The sequence below is a fragment of the Rhizobium sp. BK377 genome (assembly GCF_014193935.1).
Lineage (GTDB): Bacteria > Pseudomonadota > Alphaproteobacteria > Rhizobiales > Rhizobiaceae > Rhizobium.
Genome location: NZ_JACIAC010000011.1, coordinates 51,255 through 72,130, shown reverse-complemented (window position 1 = coordinate 72,130; position 20,876 = coordinate 51,255). Strand labels below are relative to the sequence as shown.

Sequence of the window (20,876 nt, the reverse complement as noted above, 5' to 3'; positions counted from 1 at the left end):
GGAATAAGAAGCGATATCGCGATAACACTATTCCAAATCCTGAACAATGTTGCAATGCAAACTGCGGAATTGAACCGATGGATCAGCTCTCGGCTATGCGCGTCTTCATCCGCGTGGTGGAGACCGGCAATTTCACCCGCGCCGCCGACATGCTCGCCATGCCCAAGGCTACGGTGACCAATCTCATTCAGGGGCTGGAAGCGCATCTGCGCACCAAGCTCCTCAATCGCACGACACGCCGGGTCATGGTGACGACGGATGGCGCACTTTATTACGAACGCGCCGCGCAGATCATTTCCGAACTCGAGGAATTGGACGGCAGTCTTTCAAACTCCCAAAGCCTGCCGACGGGCAGGCTGCGCGTCGAGATGGCAGGCGCCTTTGCCGATTCCATTCTGGTGCCGGCGCTCTGTGATTTTTATCAGCGTTATCCCGATATCCGCATCGACCTCGGCGTCGGTGACCGCACCGTCGATTATCTCGCTGAAAACGTCGACTGCGCGCTGCGAGCTGGCACGCCGGCCGATCAGTCGCTCATTGCAAGGCGCGTCTCGGAGATCGAGATGATCACCTGCGCCGCGCCTCTCTATGTGGAAAAATTCGGCCTGCCGCAGCGGCCGGAAGAGCTTGAAACCGAACATTATTCCGTCAGTTATTTCCGCGCTCAGAACAATCGTACGGTACCGTTCGAATTCCGCAAGGATAATGAGGTTGTCGAGGTCAATCCGCGCTACATTCTCTCGGTCAACGACAGCCGCACCTACATGACCGCAGCGCTCGCAGGTCTCGGCCTTGCCCAAATCCCCGTGTTCATGGCGCGTGAACCACTTGCGAAAGGCGAGTTGGTTCAGACCCTGACGGAATGGACGCGCGAGTCGCTGCCTCTCTACGTCGTCTATCCGCCGAACCGGCACCTCAGCAACAAGGTTCGCGTCTTCGTCGACTGGCTGGTGAAACTGCTGGCGGACGCGAAACTGAACGCCCGCTGACAAAAGATCATTCGCAGAGGAGAGCGGCCCGTGATGGGAGGGATAACCGTCACGGGCCTTGATCTGATGTCTGAAACTTGAAGGCCTGTCGCACCGCAGGAAAGGCGCGGCAGGCCCTGGAGTGGAGGTCGGGAGGCTGACGGCAGATACCGTCCGCCTCCGTCCATTTTGATATAGGTGCGCTGCGCCAGATAATAAGGGGGTGCACCCAACAGACCGTTCACAAGTTTGCTACAGACGGTTATTTCCTGACAACGGCTTTCAGCAAATCCTCGAGGCCGATGCGGCGGAAGAGTTCGGCGCGAACGCGGTCGGCAACGCCATTGACGATTTCTGCGCCGTCTTCCGATGGATCGATATGGGTGCGGAACGGCCGTTTGCCGAAAGGCATATTCACCACATCGACGATGGCGGTCGCAACAGTAGCGGCATCCGCATCGGCAGGTTCGAGCGAGGCAAGACCTTTCAGCGCCTGTTCCGGCCCATCCCTGTACGGACCTTGGCTATATTCGGCGACGCGGGCCGTATCGGCAGGTGAGCCAGCATGAGCGAAGTGGTTCGTACCTCTGGTGAAAGCGCCGGGAACGATGATTGCGGTTTCGATACCCCACCGGGTCAGTTCACCAGCATAGGAGACGGCAAGCGAATCCATAGCAGCCTTGGCAGCGAAATAGGGAGCAAGGTAGGGAGGCGTGCCGCCTCGAGTACTCGAGGAGGAGACCCAGACGACCAAGCCCTTGCCCTGCTTGCGTAGATGCGGCAACACCGCGCGGTTCACACGCTGGGTCGAGAGCACGTTTATATCGAAAAGTTCGGCATATTGCTCCGGCGTGAAGGCCTCAGCCGGGCCGAAGGACATGTGCCCGGCATTGTGGACGATGGTATCGATATGACCCTCGGCGGCAATCACTTTGGCGATACCAGCTTCGACCGAGACATCGGAGGCGACATCCAGTTCCACGACCTTCAGATCGACACCGTTTTCTTTGGAGAAGGCTTCGACGGCCTCGACCTGCGGCCGGTTGCGGCCTTGGGTTTCACGCATCGAGGCATAAACCGTGTGGCCGGCCCTGGCGAGCGCGCGGGCGGTAAGAGCGCCGAAACCGCTGGAGGCGCCGGTGATGACGATGACTTGTCTGCTCATGGTCCTATTCCTTCTGTGAGAGTGGTTGGTTGAAAGAATGCGAGGGAAGAGCGTGGCGACGCGTCATGCCGCCACGAATTCAATGTCAAACCATGCCGCCGTTGGCGCGCAGTACCTGACCATTGATCCAGGCCCCATCCGGGCCGGCAAGGAAGGCAACGACGGCTGCAATGTCTTCGGGCGTGCCGAGACGTTCGAGCGGGTTTGCCTTGGCAAGACGATCGATCAGCTCATCGGACTTGCCGTTAAGGAAGAGGTCGGTGGCTGTCGGGCCTGGCGCGACCGTGTTGACGGTGATCTGGCGGCCGCGCATTTCCTTGGACAGGATAGCGCCCATCGTCTCGACGGCGGCTTTCGTGGCAGCGTAGACGCTGTAGGTTTCCGGCTTCAAGCCGACGACCGAACTCGAGAAGTTGATGACCCGGCCACCGTCACGCAGACGCTTGGCAGCTTCGCGCAGCGTGTTGAACGTGCCCTTGAGATTGATGCTGATCTGGCGGTCGAACGTCGCGTCGTCGACATCGGCAAGGCGCGAAAGCAACATGATGCCGGCGTTGTTGACGAGAACGTCGATACCGCCGAAGGCTGCTTCTGCAGCATCGAACATGCGGCGCACGGCGTCAGCATCGGCGACGTCAGCTTGTGCCGTCAGTGCCTTGCTGCCAGCTTTTTCGATTTTTTGCGCCAGTTCTTCGGCAAGAGCGGCATTGCCGGCATAGTTGATGACGACGGTGAAGCCGTCCTTTGCTAGTCGCTCAGCAATCGAAGCACCGATGCCACGGGAAGCGCCGGTAACGAGAGCGACCTTGTTTTGATTAGCAGACATGTTCTTCTCCTTTGGTTCGGCGCCGCAGCGCCCTTTTGATGAGAAGAAGATGCCCCTTTTCACTTTGCGGATAATCGGCCATTATTCGGCATCACTATCCGGCGAATGCGAACAAATAACATGGACAGATTTGATGCCATGCGGGTCTTTTCCCGCGTCGTGGAACGCCGCAGCTTCACGCTCGCGGCCGAAGATACCGGCCTGCCGCGCTCGACGGTGACCGACGCGGTCAAACAACTGGAAGCCCGCCTCGGTGTGCGCCTGCTTCAGCGCACCACGCGCCATGTCAGCCCGACACTCGACGGCGAGGCATACTACCAGCGTTGTCTGTCGATCCTCGCCGACATCGAAGACGCGGAGGGTGCCTTTGCCGGTGCCAAACCGAAAGGCCTGCTGCGGGTAGACGTCCACGGCACGCTCGCCCGCCATTTCGTGCTGCCGAGCCTGCCGTCCTTTCTGGAAGCCTACCCTGATATCGAGTTCTATATGAGTGAGGGCGACCGACTGGTGGATCTGGTGCGCGAGGGCATCGATTGCGTTCTGCGTGTCGGTACTCCGCAGGACAGCGACATGGTCGCCCGGCGCGTCACCATGCTGGAAGAGATCACCCTCGCCTCGCCGTCCTATGTCGCTGCTTTCGGTCAGCCCGAACATCCCGACAGGCTGGATGCGCATCGCATGGTCGGCTTCCGCGCGACCGGCAGCACCGGCCCCCTGCCCCTGGAATTCATCGTCGATGGAAGCATCCACAACATCACCATTCCCGCAACCGTGACCGTCAACGCAGCCGAAAGCTACATCTCCGCCGCACGTATGGGTCTCGGCATGATCCAGATCCCGCGTTACCACGCCGAACAGGATCTTGCCGCCGGCACCCTCGTCCAAGTTCTTGTTGATTTTCCGCTCACGCCGACGCCGGTCTCGCTGCTCTATCCGCGCAACCGCCAGCTCTCGCCGCGCGTGCGCGTCTTCATAGACTGGCTGGTGAAGGTCTTCGCTCGACAAAACTCCGAAAACACGCTTCACTCATATTAGCGTTCTCGGAGGAGCGAGTATGGCACTCAGCGACATCATGGTTTACCAGACGGATGAGGGCTTCGTCGTCGAGTTCGGCAACGAGGGTGAAGACAGGATAGCAGTCACGCTGCGCAGCGCCCCCGACCTCACGCACGAAAATGCCGTAGCCAGGGCAAAAGCATTGCTTTCTTCCGGACTCGAACCTGTCCACGGCGACAGCGCCCGCAGCAAGGATGCCGCTCTGCTGGAGGAAGAACTGAACGAAGGCCTCGAAGATTCCTTCCCGGCAAGCGATCCGGTTTCCGTCACCGTATCCTCCATTCCAATGCGCGACCCCAATGCCGGCCACTGAATCCGTGCCAAAATGATACTGACGAGATCATAAGCCATACATTGTTCGGGTGACAGATCGTCGATGGGAATGCTATCGCCACTCTCCATGAGCATAGAGACGATCAATGGCGCGATCGGCGCCGGTCCGCTTGCCGGGGAAAGCCTGCGCCATTTCTTCGAACGCGATGCGGTCGAGGTCGCCCGCGACCTGCTCGGTTGCCATCTGACGGTTAACGACGCAGGCGGGCGCATTACCGAAACGGAAGCCTATTACCCCGATGACGAGGCCTCCCACAGTTTCCGCGGCCCGACCAAGCGCAACGGCGCCATGTACGGTCGCCCAGGCAATGTCTATATCTACCGCATCTACGGCATGTACTGGTGCCTGAACTTCGTCTGTACACCGGGCTCGGCAGTGCTGATCCGTGCGCTGGAGCCGGAAATCGGCCTGCCGGCCATGATGGAGCGGCGCGGCACCGATGTGCTGACCCAGCTCTGCAGCGGCCCAGGCAAACTCTGCCAGGCACTCGACATCGATATCTCCGTCAACGATCGGACGCTCGACCGGCCACCCTATGCGATCTCGCCTTCCGCTCCTGTGCCCATCGTCTCAGGCAAGCGGATCGGCATTACGAAAAATGCCGAAGCACCATGGCGCTTCGGCATTCAGGGATCGCGATATCTGAGCAAGCCGTTCCGCTAATGGGAACCTTCAACCTCATTCCATGACGGCGCTATGGTCCATGGCGGGCGCAGCCTTCGGCTTGCGCAGCAACAGGACCAGTGGCATGACGGCAAGCGACATCAGCATCAGCAATTTGAAGTCGTCCATATAGGCAATGATTGTCGACTGCAGCGTGATGACGTCGTTAAGCGCCGCGCGGCCGACCGCCGTCAGCGGGTTGAGGCCTTGTGCCGCCGTGGCATTGAAAGCGTGGTTGAACGGCGTCACATAGGCTGCGATTGACTCGTGATTGCTCTGCGTGTTCTCGACGATCAGCGCCGAGACGATCGAGATGCCGACAGAGGACCCGATATTACGCGACAGGTTGTAGAGGCCGGTCCCGTCGCCGCGCATCTGCGCCGGCAGCGTCGCAAAGGCGATTGTCGTCAACGGTACGAACAGGAAGCCGAGGCCGGCACCCTGGATGAAGCCGACCGAAACGATCGTCCACTGCGAAACGTCAGGCGTCCAGCCAGTCATGTCATACATTGCCCAGGCCGTCAGGCCGAGACCGAGCAGCAGCAGCCAGCGCGTATCCACCTTGCCGATCAGCCGGCCGACGATGAACATGCAGAGCATGGTCCCCAGGCCGCGCGGCCCCATGACGATGCCCGCCGTGATGACCGGATAGCCCATCAGCGTCTGCAGATATGGCGTCATCAGCGCCAGCGAGGCGAGATAGGTGATGCCGATCACGAAGATGAAGATCATGCTGACGGTGAAATTCTGGTCGAGGAACAGCCGCGGATTGACGAAGGATTTCTCCGCCGTCAGCGTATGCACCAGGAGCAGATAAAAGGCTGCGGCACAGACAATCGCTTCGATGACGATTTCGCCGGAGGAAAACCAGTCAAGCTGCTCGCCGCGGTCGAGGAAGAGCTGGAGCGCGGCAATGAACAGGCTCATCATCCCGAAGCCGAACCAGTCGAGCTTGGCGAGCGCATCCCTCTTCGTCTCTGAAACGAAGATGACGATGCCGGCAAAGGCGAGCGCACCGATCGGCACGTTGATGTAAAAGACCCAGCGCCAGCTGATATTGTCGGTCAGCCAGCCGCCGATGACAGGACCCAGAACCGGCCCGACCATGACCGAGACGCCGAATAGGGCCATGGCCGAACCGCGCTCCTCGACGGAATAAATGTCGAGAAGGATGCCCTGGGAAAGCGGAACTAGCGAGGCGCCGAACAGGCCCTGCAGCAGACGGAAAGCAACAATCTGCGGCAGCGATTGCGCCAGACCGCAAAGCACGGAGGCGACGACGAAGCCCACAATCGCCGTCAACAGCACGCGCTTGCGGCCGAACTTGGCAGCAAGAAAGCCCGACGGCGGCGTCATGATCGCGGCCGCGACGATGTAGGAGGTCAAAACCCAATTGATCTGGTCGGCGGACGCCGAAACGCTGCCTTGAATGTAAGGCAGCGCCACGTTGGCGATCGTCGTATCCAGCGCCTGCATAATGACGGCCAGGATTACGCAGGCCGTGATCGCGCCGCGATTGGCAACCGGGATTGCCGGTGATGACGGAGCATTACTCATAGCCGTTACTCGTGGCTCTTGATGTCGCCCAGAAACTTGCTGACGAAGTCAGGCAGGCCCCGCGCATGGCCGGTATCGACATCGACGACCGTGCTCATGCCGACGCGAAGCGGTGGCTTGCCCTGAGAGTTGTCGATGCTGATGCGCATCGGAATGCGCTGTACGACCTTTACCCAGTTGCCGGTGGTGTTCTGCGCCGGCAGCAGTGAGAAGGAAGAACCCGATGCCGGGCTGATGCTCTCGACCTTTCCCTTCCATAGGACGCCCGGATAGGTGTCGACATAGATATCTACCGCTTGGCCGGGCTTCACGTAAGTAAGTTCCGTCTCCTTCGGACTTGCGGCAATCCACAGATGCGAGGTCGAAACCAGCGAAAAGGCCTGCTGCGAAGCTTGGAGGTAGGAGCCGACCTGCAGCGCATTCACATTGGTGACAATGCCGTCGAAGGGCGCCCTGACCACGCTGTGATCAAGCTCGCGCTGGGCATTGTCGACCTGCGACTTGGCCTGCAGATAGAGCGGGTTTTCTTCGACCGGCTGGTCGGCACTCCCGCCGAGCTGGGCAAGCGTCGTTGCTGCTTCCGCCTTGGCGACGGAAACTTTCTGCTGCGCAGCCTCGAGATTGTGCTTGGCTTCGTCATAGGCCGACTGGGTCGCGCTGCCGTTGTTGACAAGATTCTGCTGCCGGTCGAACTGATCCTGGTAATAGGGCAGATCGGCCTCAGCTTGGGTGATCTCGGCAAGCGATTGCTGATAGCTGGCCTTGAGGTTCATGATCTGGTTGCGCTGTGCGCCGAGCTGCGCCTTGGCGCCATCAAGCGCGATCCTGAAGGCGTCCGATTGCAGGCTGAAGAGCACCTGTCCGGCCTTGACCTGCTCGTTCTCATGCACGTTTATCTGCGCGACGATACCGGAAACGTCGGTCGTGATACCCACCATATCGGCCTGTATATAGGCATTGTCGGTCGACATGACCTGACCGCCGTTGACGTAATAGTAGCCGCCGACGACGAGCGCGACGGGCAGCAGGGCAAATAGGACGGGTCGGGTGAAGCTGCGCCGGCGGCGGACCTTGTTGCCGCCAGGCGCAGCCACCGCGGCGGCCGCGGGCGCTGAATTGGATGAAGGCGCCTCAGCCACCGTTTCCGGTTGTTGGGGAATTTCTTTTTCTTCGGCAGGATTCTTGGCATTCGCGTCGGACACGACGCGCAGGGAGGATTGATCAGCCATGTTTCGTCTCATTCTCGGCGACCGGGGACCGGCACGCCTGCACCAGGTTCGTCTTCATTACGGATAGGATATGGAAAAGCTGCTCGCGCTGTTCGGGTGCGATGCTTTCCAGCGCTTCGCCGCGTGTCACGTCACCGATCTTTCGCATTTCGGCGAGAATCGGATGAGCAGCTTCGCGCATGTAAAGCAGCCAGATGCGCCGGTCGGTCGGGTGCTGGCGGCGCTCGATCAGGCCGCGCTCGGCGAGCTTGTCGAGGATGCGGACCAGCGTGATCGGCTCGATTTCGAGGATTTCGGCAAGCCCGCTCTGATGGATGCCCTCATTGTTGGCGAGATAGGCAAGCGTCTGCCACTGAGACCGTGTCAACCCAAGGTCCTTTGCGCGCTGCTCGAACCGCTTGCGCAGCAGACGGGCAACGTCGTGCAGAAGAAAACCGAGTGTTGGATTGTTGGTCATGTACCTTCGCCGGCTATTAATAAGCACCCTTATGATATCGGTACATATATTGAGCATATGCAATGCACAAGGATGCAACCGTAAGATTCCGCACCTGCGGCCAAAATGCCGCAGCGCTCACGGCCAAGCAGAGCCTTCGTTTCGGTCTTTGAAAAGTTCAAGCAGCGGGCAAATTCGTCTCCACAATGTGATGAAGTGGCATATCACCGGAAATGCTGGGAGTTTGCCGAACTCCAAATCCGTGCACTCAATTGGCATTTGCAATTTTTGGATTCTCCCGTTTATAGTCTGCCTTCAGAGGGTTACGGAGAAGCAGAATTTCTCCCTCCGGTTGATTTAGAGATGCTGGTTTTGCATCTGTCATCTTCCCGGCAGCCACGCATGAGTAGAATTCGGACTTAGGACGAGGCTCATGCTTTCGTTCCAGCAGACATGAACAGCTTATCTTAGGCATAGGTTCAGGCGGCTGCATTCGGCCGCCCGCAAGGGGGACCGGAATGGCTTATTCGCTTCGACAGACACTGGCGCTCGGCTGCTTTGCGGCCTTCCTGCCGCTCATTGCTGAGGCGCAGCAGGCGCCTGCTCCCCCGCCCGTCACCGTCGCCAAGCCCGTCGTGCGCGATGTGGTCGACAATGATGAGTTCATCGGCCGCTTCGAGCCTGTCGACGAGGTTTCCGTCCGCTCGCGCGTCGGTGGTTACCTGCAGGAAATCGACTTCACCGACGGTGCCCTGGTGAAGAAGGGCGACCGGCTTTTTGTCATCGATCAGAGGCCGTTCGTAACCGCGCTCAATCAGGCCAATGCTGCGCTCGAGGCGTCGAAATCGGCTCTGGTCTTTGCCGATGCTCAGTATAAGCGGGCCCAGTCACTTGCTTCGAGCGGCAGCCAGTCGGCGCAGACGCTGGACGATCGCCGCCGCGAATTCGATTCGGCACAGGCCAATGTCCGCGGCGCGCAGGCTGCAGCCGATCGTGCGGCTCTCGACATGGAGTATACCGAGATCGCCGCGCCCCTCAGCGGCCGCATCGACCGCCGCCTGATCTCCGCCGGCAACCTCGTGCAGACAGATCAGACGGTGCTGACGACGATCGTCTCACTCGACCCGATCGATTTCTATTTCGACGTCGACGAGCGCCGCCTGCTGAATTTCGCCGACACGGCACGCAAGCTCGGCAAGGATCTCCAGCAGGGGGGTGGCGGACTGGATGTGACGGTCACGATCTCGGATCCGAATGCCAAGCCCTTCAAGGGAAAACTCGATTTCGCCGAGAACCGGATCGACAATGAGAGTGGCACCATTCGTCTGCGTGCCCGCTTCCCCAACCCCGATCTCGTCCTTCAGCCCGGCCTCTTCGGCCGCATCGAGGTCGAAGCCTCCAACACCTATCAGGCCATTCTCGTCCCTGACGAGGCAATCGGCTCGGACCAGAATGAGCGCGTCGTTTATGTCGTCGGCGCAGACGGCACGGTCTCGACCAAGCCCGTGAGGCCCGGTCCGCGGCTCTACGGCTATCGCGTGATCCGCGAAGGCCTTGACGGCACCGAGACGATCATCGTCAACGGCCTGATACGCGCCCGGCCCGGCGCAAAGGTAACATCTCAGATGACCGAACTGCCGAAGGAGCGGACAGACGCGCCGCCGGAAGCCGCCGGTGCGGAGAGCGGCCAATGAGATTTGCCCATTTCTTCGTCGACCGGCCGATTTTTGCGGCGGTCATCTCGATCGTTCTGCTCGTCGTCGGCAGCATCGCCTATACGCAATTGCCGGTCTCACAATATCCGGAGATCGCGCCTCCGACCATCGTCGTGCGCACCTCCTATCCAGGCGCCGATCCGCAGACGATCGCCGACACGGTTTCGACCCCGCTCGAACAGCAGATCAACGGCGTCGAAGACATGCTTTATATGTCTTCCTATTCCAGCGCCGACGGCGCCATGTCGCTGACGATCACCTTCAAGCTCGGTACCGATCTCGATAAGGTTCAGGTTCTTGTGCAGAACCGCGTTTCCATCGCCCTGCCCCGTCTTCCCGAGGAAGTCCAGCGGCTTGGCGTGACCACCGACAAGAGCTCGCCTGACCTGATGATGGTGGTGCACCTTTTGTCGCCGTCGCACCGCTATGACCAGCTCTATGTCTCGAACTACGCTCGTAACCGCATACGCGACGTTCTCGTGCGCCTTGACGGCGTCGGCGATGTGCAGCTCTTCGGCGAGCGCCAGTATTCGATGAGAATCTGGCTGGATCCGGAAAAGCTCTCCGCCTACGGAATGACATCTGACGACGTTGTTGCGGCGTTGAGAGACCAGAACGTCCAGGTGTCAGGCGGCAAGATCGGCGCCCCGCCCGTGACCGGCAAGAATGCTTTTGAATATACGGTGCGCACGGACGGACGCTTCTCGGACGTGCGCCAGTTTCGCTACGTCATCGTGAAATCGACAGCCGGCGGCCGGCTTGTAAACTTGCAGGATGTCGCCCGTATCGAGCTCGGTGCACAGGATTACGTCACCAACAGCTATCTCAACAACGACCCCGCAGTTGCTCTCGGCATATTCGCCCGGCCGGGAACCAATGCACTGGACACGGCCCATCAGATCCAAAGCATCATGAAGGACCTGTCTCAAAATTTCCCGCAGGGTCTGGAGTACCGTATCATCTATGATACGACCGAATTCATCTCGGATTCCATCAATGAGGTCTACAGGACCATTGCCGAAGCCGCGATCCTCGTGGCGATCGTCGTCCTCGTCTTCCTGCAATCCTGGCGAACCGCCCTCATTCCGATCATCGCCATCCCCGTATCGCTGATCGGTACTTTCGCCGTCCTGCTCGCCTTCGGCTTCTCGCTCAACATGCTCACCTTGTTCGGTCTCGTGCTGGCGATCGGTATCGTCGTCGACGACGCGATCGTGGTGGTGGAAAACGTCGAGCGAAACCTGGCGCGCGGCATGACCCCGAAACAGGCCTCGCACGTCACGATGGACGAAGTCGGAACCGCCGTCGTCGCCATCTCGCTGGTGTTGATCGCAGTATTCGTGCCAACGGCGTTCATTCCCGGCATTTCCGGGCAATTTTATAAGCAGTTCGCGGTGACGATCTCGGTCACGACGGCGATTTCCGCATTGAACTCGCTGACCCTTTCGCCTGCGCTCGCAGGCATATTGCTGAAAGCCCATGATCACGAAGCCAAGCGCAAGAATATCTTCTCTCAGCTGGGAAGCGGACTTGCGAACGGCTTCAACGGCGGGTTCGATCGAATGAGTTCGGGCTATTCCTGGATCGTCCGGCATCTGGTCAGCAGCTGGGTTGGATTGATCTCTTCGCTCGTCGTCTTCGCCTGCTTGCTGGGCGCGACCTGGTACATGGGCCAGAAGGTTCCCTCCGGCTTCATCCCGACCATGGACCAGGGCTACGCGATCGTCGTCATCCAGCTTCCGGACGGCGCCTCGCTGGCGCGTACCGATGCCGTCGTCAAACAGGTGGGCGAAATTGCCCGCACGGTGCCCGGTGTGGGCAATGCCGTGCAATTTGCCGGTTTCAGCGGGGCGACCTTCACCAATGCCTCGAATGCTGGCGTCGTCTTCGTCCCGTTCAAATCCTTTGCCGAGCGTGAGGAAGGTGGCGAAACCGCCAACAAGATCATCGGCGAGCTCTATGGCAAGCTGCAGAGCATACAGGAAGCCTTCATCATTGCCATCCCGCCTCCATCGGTGCGCGGCGTCGGCAATTCCGGCGGCTTCAAGATGCAGATTTCGGATCTTGAAAACGCGGACATGACGCGAGTCCTTGGTCTGGCCCGCCAGATGATGGGCGCCGCGGCCACGACTCCGGGTCTGACAGGCGTCTTCACGACATTCTCGGATGCGAGCCCACAATATTTCCTCGCGATCGACCGCGACAAGGCACGTTTCCTGAACGTGCCGATCCCCAACATCTTCAACGCGCTCTCTATTAACCTCGGTGTGGCCTATGTGAATGATTTCAATGCGTTCGGGCGCGTCTACCAGGTTCGCGCCCAGGCCGATCGGCAATACCGCATGGACAGGGACGATATTCTTGCCCTGAAAGTTCGCTCGGCAACCGGCGCACTGGTTCCGCTTGGCACCCTGATGGACATCCAGGATTCCAGCGGTCCGGCACTTGTCCAGCGCTACAACATGTATGTCTCGGTGCCGCTTCAGGGCAATCCGACGCCCGGCACATCGACCGGCGATGCCATCAAGAAGATGGAAGCGCTGGCGGGGCAGATCCTGCCGCCGGGAACGACCTTCGAGTGGACGGAGCTTGCCTATCAGGAAACCCACACCGGCAATACCGCCGTCTACATCTTCGCCCTGTCTGTCATTTTCGTCTTCCTTGCGCTTGCGGCACAATATGAAAGCTGGGTCCTGCCTCTGGCGATCATCCTTATTGTCCCACTCGCAGTGCTCGCCGCGTTGATCGGCGTGTGGCTCAGAGGAATGGACAACAATGTCCTGACCCAGATCGGCCTGATCGTCCTGATCGGCCTTGCGGCGAAGAACGCTATCCTGATCGTCGAGTTTGCAAGACAGGCGGAGGAAGAAGGAAAAAGCGTCGTTGATGCTGCAATCGAGGCAAGTCATCTGCGCCTGCGCCCGATCCTGATGACGGCCTTCGCCTTCATCTTCGGCGTTCTGCCGCTTGCCATCGCCACCGGCCCAGGTGCCGAAATGCGTCAATCGCTCGGCACGGCCGTGTTCTTCGGTATGCTGGGCGTGACGATCTTCGGCCTGTTCCTGACGCCGGTCTTTTACGTCGTGCTGCGCCGCTGGCGTAAAAAGCCGGCAGAAGCGCCGGCCCGCGTCGATGCGGAGGAGAATGCTGCCTAGAGCAATTCCAGCAAAAGTGCATTGCGACCTTGCGTCCGGAACTCCGTGAAACAAAGAGAGTATTTCGTGTTTCGAAGAAAACTGGAAATACCTTAAGGCTCAGGTGGAGAAGAGGTAAACCTGTCCCTGCCAGAAGCGGGCGACGGAGAGCCTGCCGCTCTTGAAGGCGCGGGTATCGAGGTTCAGCCGCATCGGTTGCACATCCGGCTGGTCGCCGGGCGTGTGGCCATGCACAATGAGCTTCGGCAGCGGCAGCGGGCTTTCCAGGAAGCGCTGGCGGATAAAGGCCAGGTCGTCGTCGGCCTGCTCGTCGAGTGGCACCCGGGGGTCGATGCCCGCATGCACGAAGACGACGTTGGGCGTATCGAGCATGATCGGCAAAGAGCGGATGAAATCGATATGCGTATGCGGCAGCGACTGGCGGATGAAGGCGTCGAGCTGCGCACCCGAGCGGAAGACGAGAGGCAGATGATCGGGATCGAGGCCGTAAGATCGCAGAAGCTCAGCAGCACCCATGGTCATCCAGTCGTCATAGGATGCCCAGCCGTCGATATAGTCGAGCATGACGATCTCATGATTGCCGGCAAGGCAGATGCGTTCGAATCCTTCGGGCGCTGGATCCATGAGATGGTTGATGACATGTGCGGATTGCGGACCACGATCGATATAGTCGCCGAGCATGACGATGAGTTTGGTTCCCGGCAGATGCTCGGCGTCGCGTACGATCGCCTCTTCCGCTTTCTGCAGCAGGTCGAGACGCCCATGCACGTCGCCGATGGCATAGGTCGGGATGTCGGCTATATCCATGCTCACGCGCGGACGCGGCTGACGTCCAGCCTTCGAACCCTCGCGGCTTCGTGCAAGAGAATCGCTCATCATTATTCCTGATCGGTTCGCCGTCCCTTAACCATAAGTAGAGCATACGGCAAGGCGATCAAGTTGGTAAGAAAATTCGCCCAGCCGGACTTTTGTGGAAAAAGCGGCCTTACGCAAGCCAATGCAATCACGCACTTTTTTAGCATTAGGAAAGAGTGGCAGATGGGCACCGTATCGCAACTTCGCGACAATATGCGTTCTCCGGCGCACCGCATCGAGACTGAGGAGGAGGCCGTCTCCGCGGCCCGCGAGCTTGCCACCGCCTTTCGCCAGCAGGCAAGCGAACGGGACATCACCCGCCTCATGCCGAACGCCGAACTCGACATGCTCTCGCAATCCGGCCTTACCGCAATCACCGTTCCCCCCGAATATACCGGGATCGATATCTCAAACACCTTGCTCGCTGAGATCGTCGCCATCATCGCCGAAAGCGACGCCTCGATCGGCAACGTGCTGGCATCTCACTTCCGGGTGCTGGAAGGGCTGCGTAGCCAGCCTTCGGAAGAACTGAAGATCGCCCTTTTCAGCCGCGCGCTGGATGGTGACCGTTTCGCTGCTGCCCGTTTTGCCGATCAGGCAAGCCTCGTTGCCGAGGGCTCCGGCTTTCGCCTGACAGGCCGATCGGAACAGGCAACTGCCATTCTTTTCGCCGACTGGATTGCCGCAGCAGCGATCGATCCCGACCGCCGCAGACCAATTCTCTATCTTCAGCACGACAGCGATGAACTGCAGGCGGTGGACGATTGGGACGCCTTCGGCCTGCGCACCAACGGCGCGGCGACGCTGGTTGCTGGCAAGCTGCATGTGAATGCCGAGACTGTTGCCGCCGCTTTGTCTGGCGATTACGCCACGGAAAAATCCTTGGGACTTCTGCTGCAGGCGGCCGTCAGCCTCGGCATCGCTCGCGCCGCCTTTGCCGACCTGCTCGTCATGGCGAAGGCTCCCTCTGGCCTCCTTGGCAAAATCGGCGAGCACGCCATCCGCATTGAAACCGCGACCGGCGCGCTTGAACAGGCAGGCCGCAAGCTCGATATCGCGCAGGTCAGCCCCACCGAAACTGCCATGGCGGAAGCCCATTTCTCGGCCTCATCGGTCTGCCTTGGCGCAACCGAAGTGGCGTTGGATACGGCGAATGCCCTCTTCGAACTGGCAGGCAGCGTGACAGGCAGCCTCGTACTCAACCTCGACCGCCACTGGCGCAACGCCCGCATTCACGACATGGCAATCCCGCGTGCGGCGCTGCTCGATGCGGCAGGTGCCCATATTCAAAAAATCAGGGAAAGCTGAAGGAGTCCCAGCAGCAATATGCTGAGCGGGAGCGTGCGTGAAAACAACATGAGACGGATCAGCTTGCGGCGGAAACAGGAAGCTTTTCCTCGACCGTCTCGATGCCGCCGCCGGCAACGAACTGTTCGAGCGTCATGTTGTCGAGAATGGCGGCGATCGCGTCCCGGACCTCGGTCATCGAGCGCCGCACCTGACAAGTCTCGGGATCGGCGCAGTCGTCGCAGGCCTCATAAGCCGTCCGGCTGGCACACCGGATCGGCGCAAGCGGCCCATCCAGCGTACGGATGACGTGACCGATGCGGATATCCGACGCAGGCCGCGAAAGTGAGTAGCCGCCGCCCGGCCCCTTCTTCGACCGCAGGATGCCGACATTGCGCAGTTCGAGCAGGATCGTATCGAGGAACTTCTTTGGAATATTATTGCGCGAAGCGATATCGTTGATGAAGGCGGTTTCGCCCGGCGCAAGCCGCGCCAGATCGACCAGCGCCTTCAGTCCGTATTTTCCCTTTTTCGTCAACATCTGGGTCGCCCTGCACTTTGCGGCACTATGCTTCAGTAATAACAGGGAAATAAAGTCAGAACCATGAAGAAACAACAAAATAACCATTTTTAGTAGGTTATTTCGGTCTTCTATGTTGCCGTAAAACCGCGCCTACAAAGTCTTCCGTCGTCTGACAGCCGGCCCCGCACAGACCCGCGGCGTAGGACCATTAAATCGCGTTTAGACCGTCTTCAGCATACCGCCATCGACGAAATAGGTAGAGCCGATGCTATAGCTAGACCGGTCGGAGCAGAGGAAGACGAAGAAATTCGCCAACTCCTCCGGCGTGCCGAAACGCTTGGACGAGGCATGTTCGTCCGCCACGCTCTGCAGATAACCCTCCCAGTCGCCGCCGGTTTCGGCCGTCAGTTGCTTGGCGGTCTTGATCCAGTCAGGCGTCAGGATAAGGCCGGCATTGACGCAATTGACGCGGATCTTGTCCTTGACGAGCTCGGTGGAGAGCGTCTTGGAAAACATCATCAGCGCCGCCTTGGTGACGTTGTAGATCGGCTCGTACCACAGCGGCTGCACGGCGCAGATCGAGGCATTGTGAAGGATCACCCCGCCGCCGCGCTTCTTCATCTGCGGCGCAATTCCGCGCGCAAGGCGCACGGCGGCCATCACATGCAGATCAAAATACGCCTGCCACTTCTCGTCGGGCGCCTCCATGACCGTCTCGTTAGAGCCGGTGCCGGCATTGTTGATGAGAATATCGGCTCCGCCACGTTCGGCTGCCGCCGCGATGATCGCCTCCGTGCCTTCGACGGTCGCCACATCGCTTTCAACCGCAGTGGCGCTGACACCATATTTTGCGGCGATACGCACAGCTTCAGCATTGAGCCGCTCGCGTCCACGCGCAGATAAAATGAGGTTGGCGCCCTCCGCTGCCAGCCCTTCGGCGATGGCAAGTCCGATACCGACCGAACCACCGGTGATGACGGCGGTCTTTCCCTTCAATCCCAGATCCATGAAATCCTCCCGAATGCGGCCTGCGGCTCCGGCCGATCCGCCAACTCTTCCGGCATTGGTTCTGCCCGTCAAGCCGTGGCGGAAAATCATCCGTGCCGTTAGCTGATCCCTCTTGCCGCAGGTCGCGATCTGTCCCATGCCTGCAGGCATAGTGGAGGAGTTTTCATGCGTCTTTATTTAGCTTGCATTGAATGGCTGTCTGCCGAGGAAGGCGCTCATTTCGCCGATCGCATCCGCCGCGCCGATGCCGCCGGCCTCAGGCCATCGAGTTCAGGCGTCTGACGACAAACCTCGTCGCCGAGCCGATGATCGCTGTTCTCGATACCGTTGAGAGCATTATTTCCGCCGTTCTCAATCCCGACCCTCGCGACGGCACATGCTACTCCGACATCGCTTCATCGCTCCAACAAATGCCTGAGGATGTTCCGCCCGCTGCTGCCCGCCCCAAGGGAAGCGGGCCATTGCCGGCAACGAATCCGAGAGGCGCCCCTTGGCCACCGATCCCCCCTTGCCTAGATTGAGTTCGAAAGCAGGAGGAGCGGCATGAGCGACGATCACAAGCATATCGACTGGCGCGAACATGGCGTGAAGGTCATCCCCGGCAATGCGCTTGATCCGAATACGGCGCAGACCCCGGGCATGAACCGAGCAACCGCCATCGACAACGCGCGTGCCGGCGCCGAAAAGATCTGCGCCGGCACGGTAACGATTAACGCCAACGCCAAGACCGGTGCCCATCACCACGGCGATCTCGAAAGCATCATCTACGTGGTGAAAGGCAAGGCCCGTATGCGCTGGGGCGAAAACCTGGAATTCACCGCCGAAGCCGGCCCCGGCGATTTCATCTACGTGCCGCCCTTCGTGCCGCATCAGGAAATCAACGCCAACCGCGACGAGACGCTGGAATGCGTGGTCGTGCGCTCAGGCCATGAACCGGTTGTCGTGAATCTCGATATCGAACCGGTCGAGAAACCCGAAGACGTACCGTGGATCGACCCGATCCATCGTCATTAAGTGTCAGCTTTCAGGCTGCGGCGAGGATCGCCGCCGCGCCCTTCTCCGCCACCATCATCGTCGCGCATTGATATTACCTGCCGTGATGTTCGGAAAGATCGAGGCATCGACGATCCGCAGCCCACTTATCCCATGCACCTTCGGCGACGCATCGACCACCGACGTCGTGGCATCCGGACCCACCGCAGCCGATCCACAAAGGTGATAGATCGAACCGGAATTGCCGCGGAAATAGCTGAGCAACTCCTCATCCGTCTGGGCCTATGCTGAAGGCGGCATTTCAGGCCGGTCTGGCCAAAGCGCACATATTCAACAGCAATGTCCTAAAATGTTTTCCCTCCCAAGACTACGCCGTGGCGAAACTATTGTGACAATAGGTTTATTCGATGCGGCCATCTCAAAATGAGATGGCGGTTTTATTCCACACGCTGGGAAGCTTCAGAGCTGTTCGTTCAGGAAACCCGACCAGCCGTTCGTATGGCCGGACCAAAACCTAAGTATAGTTATGTCGCAGGACGTTTGGATTTAACCTGTAGTCGTAGCTCGGAACCGACCCGACCATCGATGGTTCCAGGCTGGTGGCATCGCCCCTGCCACCCTCGGGCAGGCGCGCCCCTCCGCCGAAGCCCCGCGGATCCTCCCATCCGCCAGAGACCGTCCCGCCGCCCGGGACGGTCTTTCCTTTTCAAGCGTAGAGACAATTCGCCTAAGCTTTCAACACTTTGGTATAGTTTTGCGCCAATAAACACGCCGTTAAGGTGGCGCACACCAGCCGGTATGGGTAGAAGACCGGAACCAATAGCGAGGGGGTATGGGACCATCTATTGTATCGAAACTCGTCAATCGCCGGGGAACGCTCTCGCATGAGATCACGCTTAGCTTGATCGCACTGGTGCTCGGCGCCGCCGTGCTCTATGTCGATGCCTTCACGGAGATCGAAAGCGCCATCGCCGTTCTCTATGTCATCGTGCTCCTGCTGTCGGCAGAAATGCTGACGAGAATGGGCACCACGCTCCTGGCCGTTGTCTGTGCCGCCCTTACCCTCTTTGCCTATTTCTACTCGCATGGTCTCGGTGAGGATATTCCAGCCCAGTTGCGACTGGCGGTTTCTCTCGCCGCCATCACCATCACCTGCGCCCTCATTCTCCGGAACGAGGCGGCACGCGCGGGGCTGATCGAAGCCAACCTGCACCTGCGCGACAGCGAAACACGCTATCGCTACATCTTCGAGCACAGCCGTATCGCCCTATGGGAACGAGATTATTCTGCGGTGCGCGCCTTCCTGATGTCCTTGAAAGCCGAAGGCGTGGCCGATCTCAAAGAATATTACCGCACCAATCCAGGCATTATCGCCACCTGCACAGGCCTCATTCGAACGATCGCCTCCAACGACGCAGCCCTGGAACTGCTCGGCCACGTGGGTGACGGCCCGCCGGCGCTCACGATGCGGCGCTACATCGCTCCCGATGACGATACCTTTCTGGACCTCATGAATGCCATCTTCTGTGGGGAACGGCATTTCGAGGGTAAGGGCAATCTGGTCGCGGAAAACGGTGAGACCAGGCTCGTCATCATGAGCATGAGTTTTCCGGAAGATCCCACTGCCTTCAACCGAGTGGTTGTCGGCATGGTGGATATCACCCAGCGGGAAATGATGCAGAAAGCCATTCGCGAGGCTCAGGATGAACTGGCCCTGGCCTCACGCGCAGCAACCGTCGGCACACTTTCCGCATCGCTCGCCCATGAACTCAACCAGCCGCTCGGCGCCATCGTCGTCAACGCCCAGACGCTGCTCAGATGGCTGAATCGCGAGCCACCGGACCTTGCTGCCGTGCGGCGTTCGGCCGAGCGCATCATCCGCGACAGCCAGCGGGCAAGCGAAATCATCCACAATACCCGCTCGATGCTGACACAGACAGATCGCACGCCCGAACAGGTCGATCTCGAAACGCTGATCGAGGAAACGGGCGCCCTGATGGAGCACGACTTCCAGCGCGACATGGTCGACTTTGACGTGATCCCGGCCGAAGAGCCGCTCACGGTGAAAGCGATCCGCATCGAACTACAGCAGGTGCTCATCAACCTTGTAACCAATGCGGTGCAGGCCATGCGCGAAACGGCTATCGACCGGCGCAAGATTCTGATCTCGCTCGCTAGGAAGGATGATATATTCGTCACCCTCTCCGTCAGGGATTTCGGCCCCGGTATCAGCGAGGAATCTATGGCGAAGCTTTTCACCCCTTTCTTCACGACCAAGCCCTCCGGAATGGGCATGGGGCTCTCGATCTGCCGCAGCACACTGGAAGCCAGAGGCGGCCAGCTGATTGCCGGCAATCATCCCGAAGGGGGCGCCATTTTCGAAATGATCATACCGATCGAGGACGACCATGAAAGACACTAGCGCCGCATCGAAGGCAGCCTCGCAGTCCGCATCACCGATCGTCTATGTCGTCGATGACGACGAATCCATCCGCGAGTCGCTTGTCGATCTTTTCCGGTCGATCCAGATGGATGCCGCCTCCTTCGCGACCACAACCGCCTTTCTCGATACCGCAGACCTGCGCCGGCCGGGCTGCATTCTGCTCGATGTGCGCCTGCCAGGCCTGAGCGGGCTGGATTTCCAGCTTCATCTCGAACGGATCGGCAGCAGGATGCCGATCGTCTTCATGACCGGTTTCGGCGATATTCCGATGAGCGTGCGCGCGATGAAGGCCGGCGCTGTCGATTTCCTCACCAAGCCTTTCCGTGACCAGGATATCATCGATGCCGTCGGCGTCGCGATCGAAAAGGACATGACCCGCCGACGGGAAATGGCGGCAAGCGATGCCGTCGCCTCACTTGTCGATACGCTGACACCCCGCGAGCGGGAAGTGATGGCCGCCGTCGTCAAGGGTCTGATGAACAAGCAGATCGCCTACGACCTCGGCATCAGCGAAATTACTGTGAAGCTGCATCGTGGCAATGTGATGCGCAAGATGCAGGTCCGATCGGTGGCCGATCTGGTCCGCAAGGCGGAAATGTTGGAAGGCAGATAGTGGAACCTAGACCCTTGTATGGTACCGCGACACGGTTCCCAGCCATAATA

Annotated in this window: 19 protein-coding genes and 1 pseudogene; 11 read left to right on the top strand and 9 right to left on the bottom strand. The window is 59.6% G+C overall.

Going from position 1 to position 20,876, the window contains the following annotated elements; genetic code table 11:
- Nucleotides 1-77 precede the first annotated feature (77 nt).
- Entirely contained in the window at nt 78-989 is a 912-nt protein-coding gene (locus tag FHT92_RS28270) for a LysR family transcriptional regulator (protein ID WP_183831402.1), read from the top strand.
- A gap of 241 nt (nt 990-1,230) precedes the next feature.
- On the opposite strand, the gene FHT92_RS28265 is transcribed toward FHT92_RS28270, so the two are convergent.
- Together FHT92_RS28265 and FHT92_RS28260 are read right to left on the bottom strand one after the other, a co-directional pair.
- Nucleotides 1,231-2,133, bottom strand: coding sequence for an SDR family oxidoreductase (locus FHT92_RS28265; RefSeq protein WP_183831400.1), 903 nt, complete (start codon nt 2,131-2,133; stop codon nt 1,231-1,233).
- Nucleotides 2,134-2,218: 85 nt separating this feature from the next.
- On the bottom strand, nt 2,219-2,959 hold the full coding sequence (locus FHT92_RS28260) for an SDR family oxidoreductase (RefSeq protein ID WP_183741609.1): 741 nt from the start codon (nt 2,957-2,959) through the stop codon (nt 2,219-2,221).
- Nucleotides 2,960-3,079: 120 nt separating this feature from the next.
- Here FHT92_RS28260 and FHT92_RS28255 point away from each other — a divergent pair, with 120 nt between their 5' ends.
- The 3 genes from FHT92_RS28255 to FHT92_RS28245 all read left to right on the top strand — a co-directional run bounded on the left by FHT92_RS28255 (nt 3,080) and on the right by FHT92_RS28245 (nt 5,012).
- Nucleotides 3,080-3,994, top strand: coding sequence for a LysR family transcriptional regulator (locus FHT92_RS28255; RefSeq protein WP_183831398.1), 915 nt, complete (start codon nt 3,080-3,082; stop codon nt 3,992-3,994).
- A gap of 19 nt (nt 3,995-4,013) precedes the next feature.
- Nucleotides 4,014-4,328: a hypothetical protein gene (locus FHT92_RS28250; protein ID WP_183831395.1), complete on the top strand. Its 315-nt coding sequence runs from the start codon at nt 4,014-4,016 to the stop codon at nt 4,326-4,328.
- A gap of 69 nt (nt 4,329-4,397) precedes the next feature.
- Complete coding sequence (locus tag FHT92_RS28245; protein WP_183741869.1) at nt 4,398-5,012, top strand: DNA-3-methyladenine glycosylase; 615 nt, start codon at nt 4,398-4,400, stop codon at nt 5,010-5,012.
- 15 nt (nt 5,013-5,027) lie between these two features.
- Here the strand turns inward: FHT92_RS28245 and FHT92_RS28240 are convergent, their stop codons facing one another.
- From FHT92_RS28240 to FHT92_RS28230, 3 genes are read right to left on the bottom strand one after another with little or no spacing between them, the layout of a single operon-like run.
- Nucleotides 5,028-6,569: a DHA2 family efflux MFS transporter permease subunit gene (locus FHT92_RS28240; protein WP_183831393.1), complete on the bottom strand. Its 1,542-nt coding sequence runs from the start codon at nt 6,567-6,569 to the stop codon at nt 5,028-5,030.
- 5 nt (nt 6,570-6,574) lie between these two features.
- Nucleotides 6,575-7,798, bottom strand: a complete 1,224-nt coding sequence (locus FHT92_RS28235; RefSeq protein ID WP_183831391.1) for an HlyD family secretion protein — start codon at nt 7,796-7,798, stop codon at nt 6,575-6,577.
- Entirely contained in the window at nt 7,791-8,255 is a 465-nt protein-coding gene (locus FHT92_RS28230) for a MarR family winged helix-turn-helix transcriptional regulator (protein WP_183741618.1), read from the bottom strand. Before FHT92_RS28230 ends, FHT92_RS28235 begins: the two co-directional genes overlap by 8 nt.
- Before the next feature lie 497 nt (nt 8,256-8,752).
- Here FHT92_RS28230 and FHT92_RS28225 point away from each other — a divergent pair, with 497 nt between their 5' ends.
- The gene (locus FHT92_RS28225) at nt 8,753-9,928 is read left to right on the top strand and encodes an efflux RND transporter periplasmic adaptor subunit (RefSeq protein WP_183831389.1); all 1,176 of its coding nucleotides are present in this window, start codon (nt 8,753-8,755) and stop codon (nt 9,926-9,928) included.
- Nucleotides 9,925-13,104, top strand: a complete 3,180-nt coding sequence (locus FHT92_RS28220) for an efflux RND transporter permease subunit (RefSeq protein ID WP_183741622.1) — start codon at nt 9,925-9,927, stop codon at nt 13,102-13,104. The genes FHT92_RS28225 and FHT92_RS28220 overlap by 4 nt, the downstream gene beginning before the upstream one ends.
- A gap of 99 nt (nt 13,105-13,203) precedes the next feature.
- On the opposite strand, the gene FHT92_RS28215 is transcribed toward FHT92_RS28220, so the two are convergent.
- Nucleotides 13,204-13,980 carry a metallophosphoesterase gene (locus FHT92_RS28215; RefSeq protein WP_183741624.1) on the bottom strand — a complete coding sequence of 259 codons (777 nt, stop codon included), beginning with the start codon at nt 13,978-13,980 and terminating at the stop codon, nt 13,204-13,206.
- Nucleotides 13,981-14,142: 162 nt separating this feature from the next.
- On the opposite strand from FHT92_RS28215, the gene FHT92_RS28210 reads away from it, so the two are divergent.
- Complete coding sequence (locus tag FHT92_RS28210) at nt 14,143-15,267, top strand: acyl-CoA dehydrogenase family protein (RefSeq protein WP_183831387.1); 1,125 nt, start codon at nt 14,143-14,145, stop codon at nt 15,265-15,267.
- 58 nt (nt 15,268-15,325) lie between these two features.
- Here the strand turns inward: FHT92_RS28210 and FHT92_RS28205 are convergent, their stop codons facing one another.
- Nucleotides 15,326-15,787, bottom strand: a complete 462-nt coding sequence (locus tag FHT92_RS28205; RefSeq protein WP_183741628.1) for an RrF2 family transcriptional regulator — start codon at nt 15,785-15,787, stop codon at nt 15,326-15,328.
- Between the two features lie 201 nt (nt 15,788-15,988).
- Entirely contained in the window at nt 15,989-16,777 is a 789-nt protein-coding gene (locus tag FHT92_RS28200; protein WP_183831385.1) for an SDR family NAD(P)-dependent oxidoreductase, read from the bottom strand.
- 165 nt (nt 16,778-16,942) lie between these two features.
- Between FHT92_RS28200 and FHT92_RS28195 the strand changes: the two are divergent.
- Nucleotides 16,943-17,103 (top strand): annotated as a pseudogene (locus FHT92_RS28195) (hydroxypyruvate isomerase); the annotation flags it as partial.
- A gap of 217 nt (nt 17,104-17,320) precedes the next feature.
- On the top strand, nt 17,321-17,791 hold the full coding sequence (locus tag FHT92_RS28190) for a cupin domain-containing protein (protein WP_183831383.1): 471 nt from the start codon (nt 17,321-17,323) through the stop codon (nt 17,789-17,791).
- Between the two features lie 54 nt (nt 17,792-17,845).
- On the opposite strand, the gene FHT92_RS28185 is transcribed toward FHT92_RS28190, so the two are convergent.
- A complete protein-coding gene (locus tag FHT92_RS28185; protein WP_246735581.1) occupies nt 17,846-18,034 on the bottom strand; it encodes a GMC oxidoreductase in 189 nt (62 codons plus the stop codon).
- A gap of 568 nt (nt 18,035-18,602) precedes the next feature.
- On the opposite strand from FHT92_RS28185, the gene FHT92_RS28180 reads away from it, so the two are divergent.
- On the top strand, nt 18,603-20,192 hold the full coding sequence (locus tag FHT92_RS28180; protein ID WP_183831381.1) for an ATP-binding protein: 1,590 nt from the start codon (nt 18,603-18,605) through the stop codon (nt 20,190-20,192).
- Nucleotides 20,179-20,826, top strand: coding sequence for a response regulator transcription factor (locus FHT92_RS28175; protein ID WP_183831380.1), 648 nt, complete (start codon nt 20,179-20,181; stop codon nt 20,824-20,826). The genes FHT92_RS28180 and FHT92_RS28175 overlap by 14 nt, the downstream gene beginning before the upstream one ends.
- Nucleotides 20,827-20,876 lie beyond the last annotated feature (50 nt).

What these genes read in the sequence shown, in the direction of transcription:
- FHT92_RS28190 (WP_183831383.1), top strand. Translation starts at nt 17,321, where the DNA reads ATGAGCGACGATCACAAGCATATCGACTGGCGCGAACATGGCGTGAAG.
- FHT92_RS28180 (WP_183831381.1), top strand. Translation starts at nt 18,603, where the DNA reads ATGGGACCATCTATTGTATCGAAACTCGTCAATCGCCGGGGAACGCTC.
- FHT92_RS28260 (WP_183741609.1), bottom strand. Translation starts at nt 2,959, where the DNA reads ATGTCTGCTAATCAAAACAAGGTCGCTCTCGTTACCGGCGCTTCCCGT.
- FHT92_RS28225 (WP_183831389.1), top strand. Translation starts at nt 8,753, where the DNA reads ATGGCTTATTCGCTTCGACAGACACTGGCGCTCGGCTGCTTTGCGGCC.
- FHT92_RS28265 (WP_183831400.1), bottom strand. Translation starts at nt 2,133, where the DNA reads ATGAGCAGACAAGTCATCGTCATCACCGGCGCCTCCAGCGGTTTCGGC.
- FHT92_RS28230 (WP_183741618.1), bottom strand. Translation starts at nt 8,255, where the DNA reads ATGACCAACAATCCAACACTCGGTTTTCTTCTGCACGACGTTGCCCGT.
- FHT92_RS28240 (WP_183831393.1), bottom strand. Translation starts at nt 6,569, where the DNA reads ATGAGTAATGCTCCGTCATCACCGGCAATCCCGGTTGCCAATCGCGGC.
- FHT92_RS28215 (WP_183741624.1), bottom strand. Translation starts at nt 13,980, where the DNA reads ATGAGCGATTCTCTTGCACGAAGCCGCGAGGGTTCGAAGGCTGGACGT.
- FHT92_RS28200 (WP_183831385.1), bottom strand. Translation starts at nt 16,777, where the DNA reads ATGGATCTGGGATTGAAGGGAAAGACCGCCGTCATCACCGGTGGTTCG.
- FHT92_RS28175 (WP_183831380.1), top strand. Translation starts at nt 20,179, where the DNA reads ATGAAAGACACTAGCGCCGCATCGAAGGCAGCCTCGCAGTCCGCATCA.
- FHT92_RS28235 (WP_183831391.1), bottom strand. Translation starts at nt 7,798, where the DNA reads ATGGCTGATCAATCCTCCCTGCGCGTCGTGTCCGACGCGAATGCCAAG.
- FHT92_RS28245 (WP_183741869.1), top strand. Translation starts at nt 4,398, where the DNA reads ATGCTATCGCCACTCTCCATGAGCATAGAGACGATCAATGGCGCGATC.
- FHT92_RS28210 (WP_183831387.1), top strand. Translation starts at nt 14,143, where the DNA reads ATGGGCACCGTATCGCAACTTCGCGACAATATGCGTTCTCCGGCGCAC.
- FHT92_RS28220 (WP_183741622.1), top strand. Translation starts at nt 9,925, where the DNA reads ATGAGATTTGCCCATTTCTTCGTCGACCGGCCGATTTTTGCGGCGGTC.
- FHT92_RS28205 (WP_183741628.1), bottom strand. Translation starts at nt 15,787, where the DNA reads ATGTTGACGAAAAAGGGAAAATACGGACTGAAGGCGCTGGTCGATCTG.
- FHT92_RS28255 (WP_183831398.1), top strand. Translation starts at nt 3,080, where the DNA reads ATGGACAGATTTGATGCCATGCGGGTCTTTTCCCGCGTCGTGGAACGC.
- FHT92_RS28250 (WP_183831395.1), top strand. Translation starts at nt 4,014, where the DNA reads ATGGCACTCAGCGACATCATGGTTTACCAGACGGATGAGGGCTTCGTC.
- FHT92_RS28270 (WP_183831402.1), top strand. Translation starts at nt 78, where the DNA reads ATGGATCAGCTCTCGGCTATGCGCGTCTTCATCCGCGTGGTGGAGACC.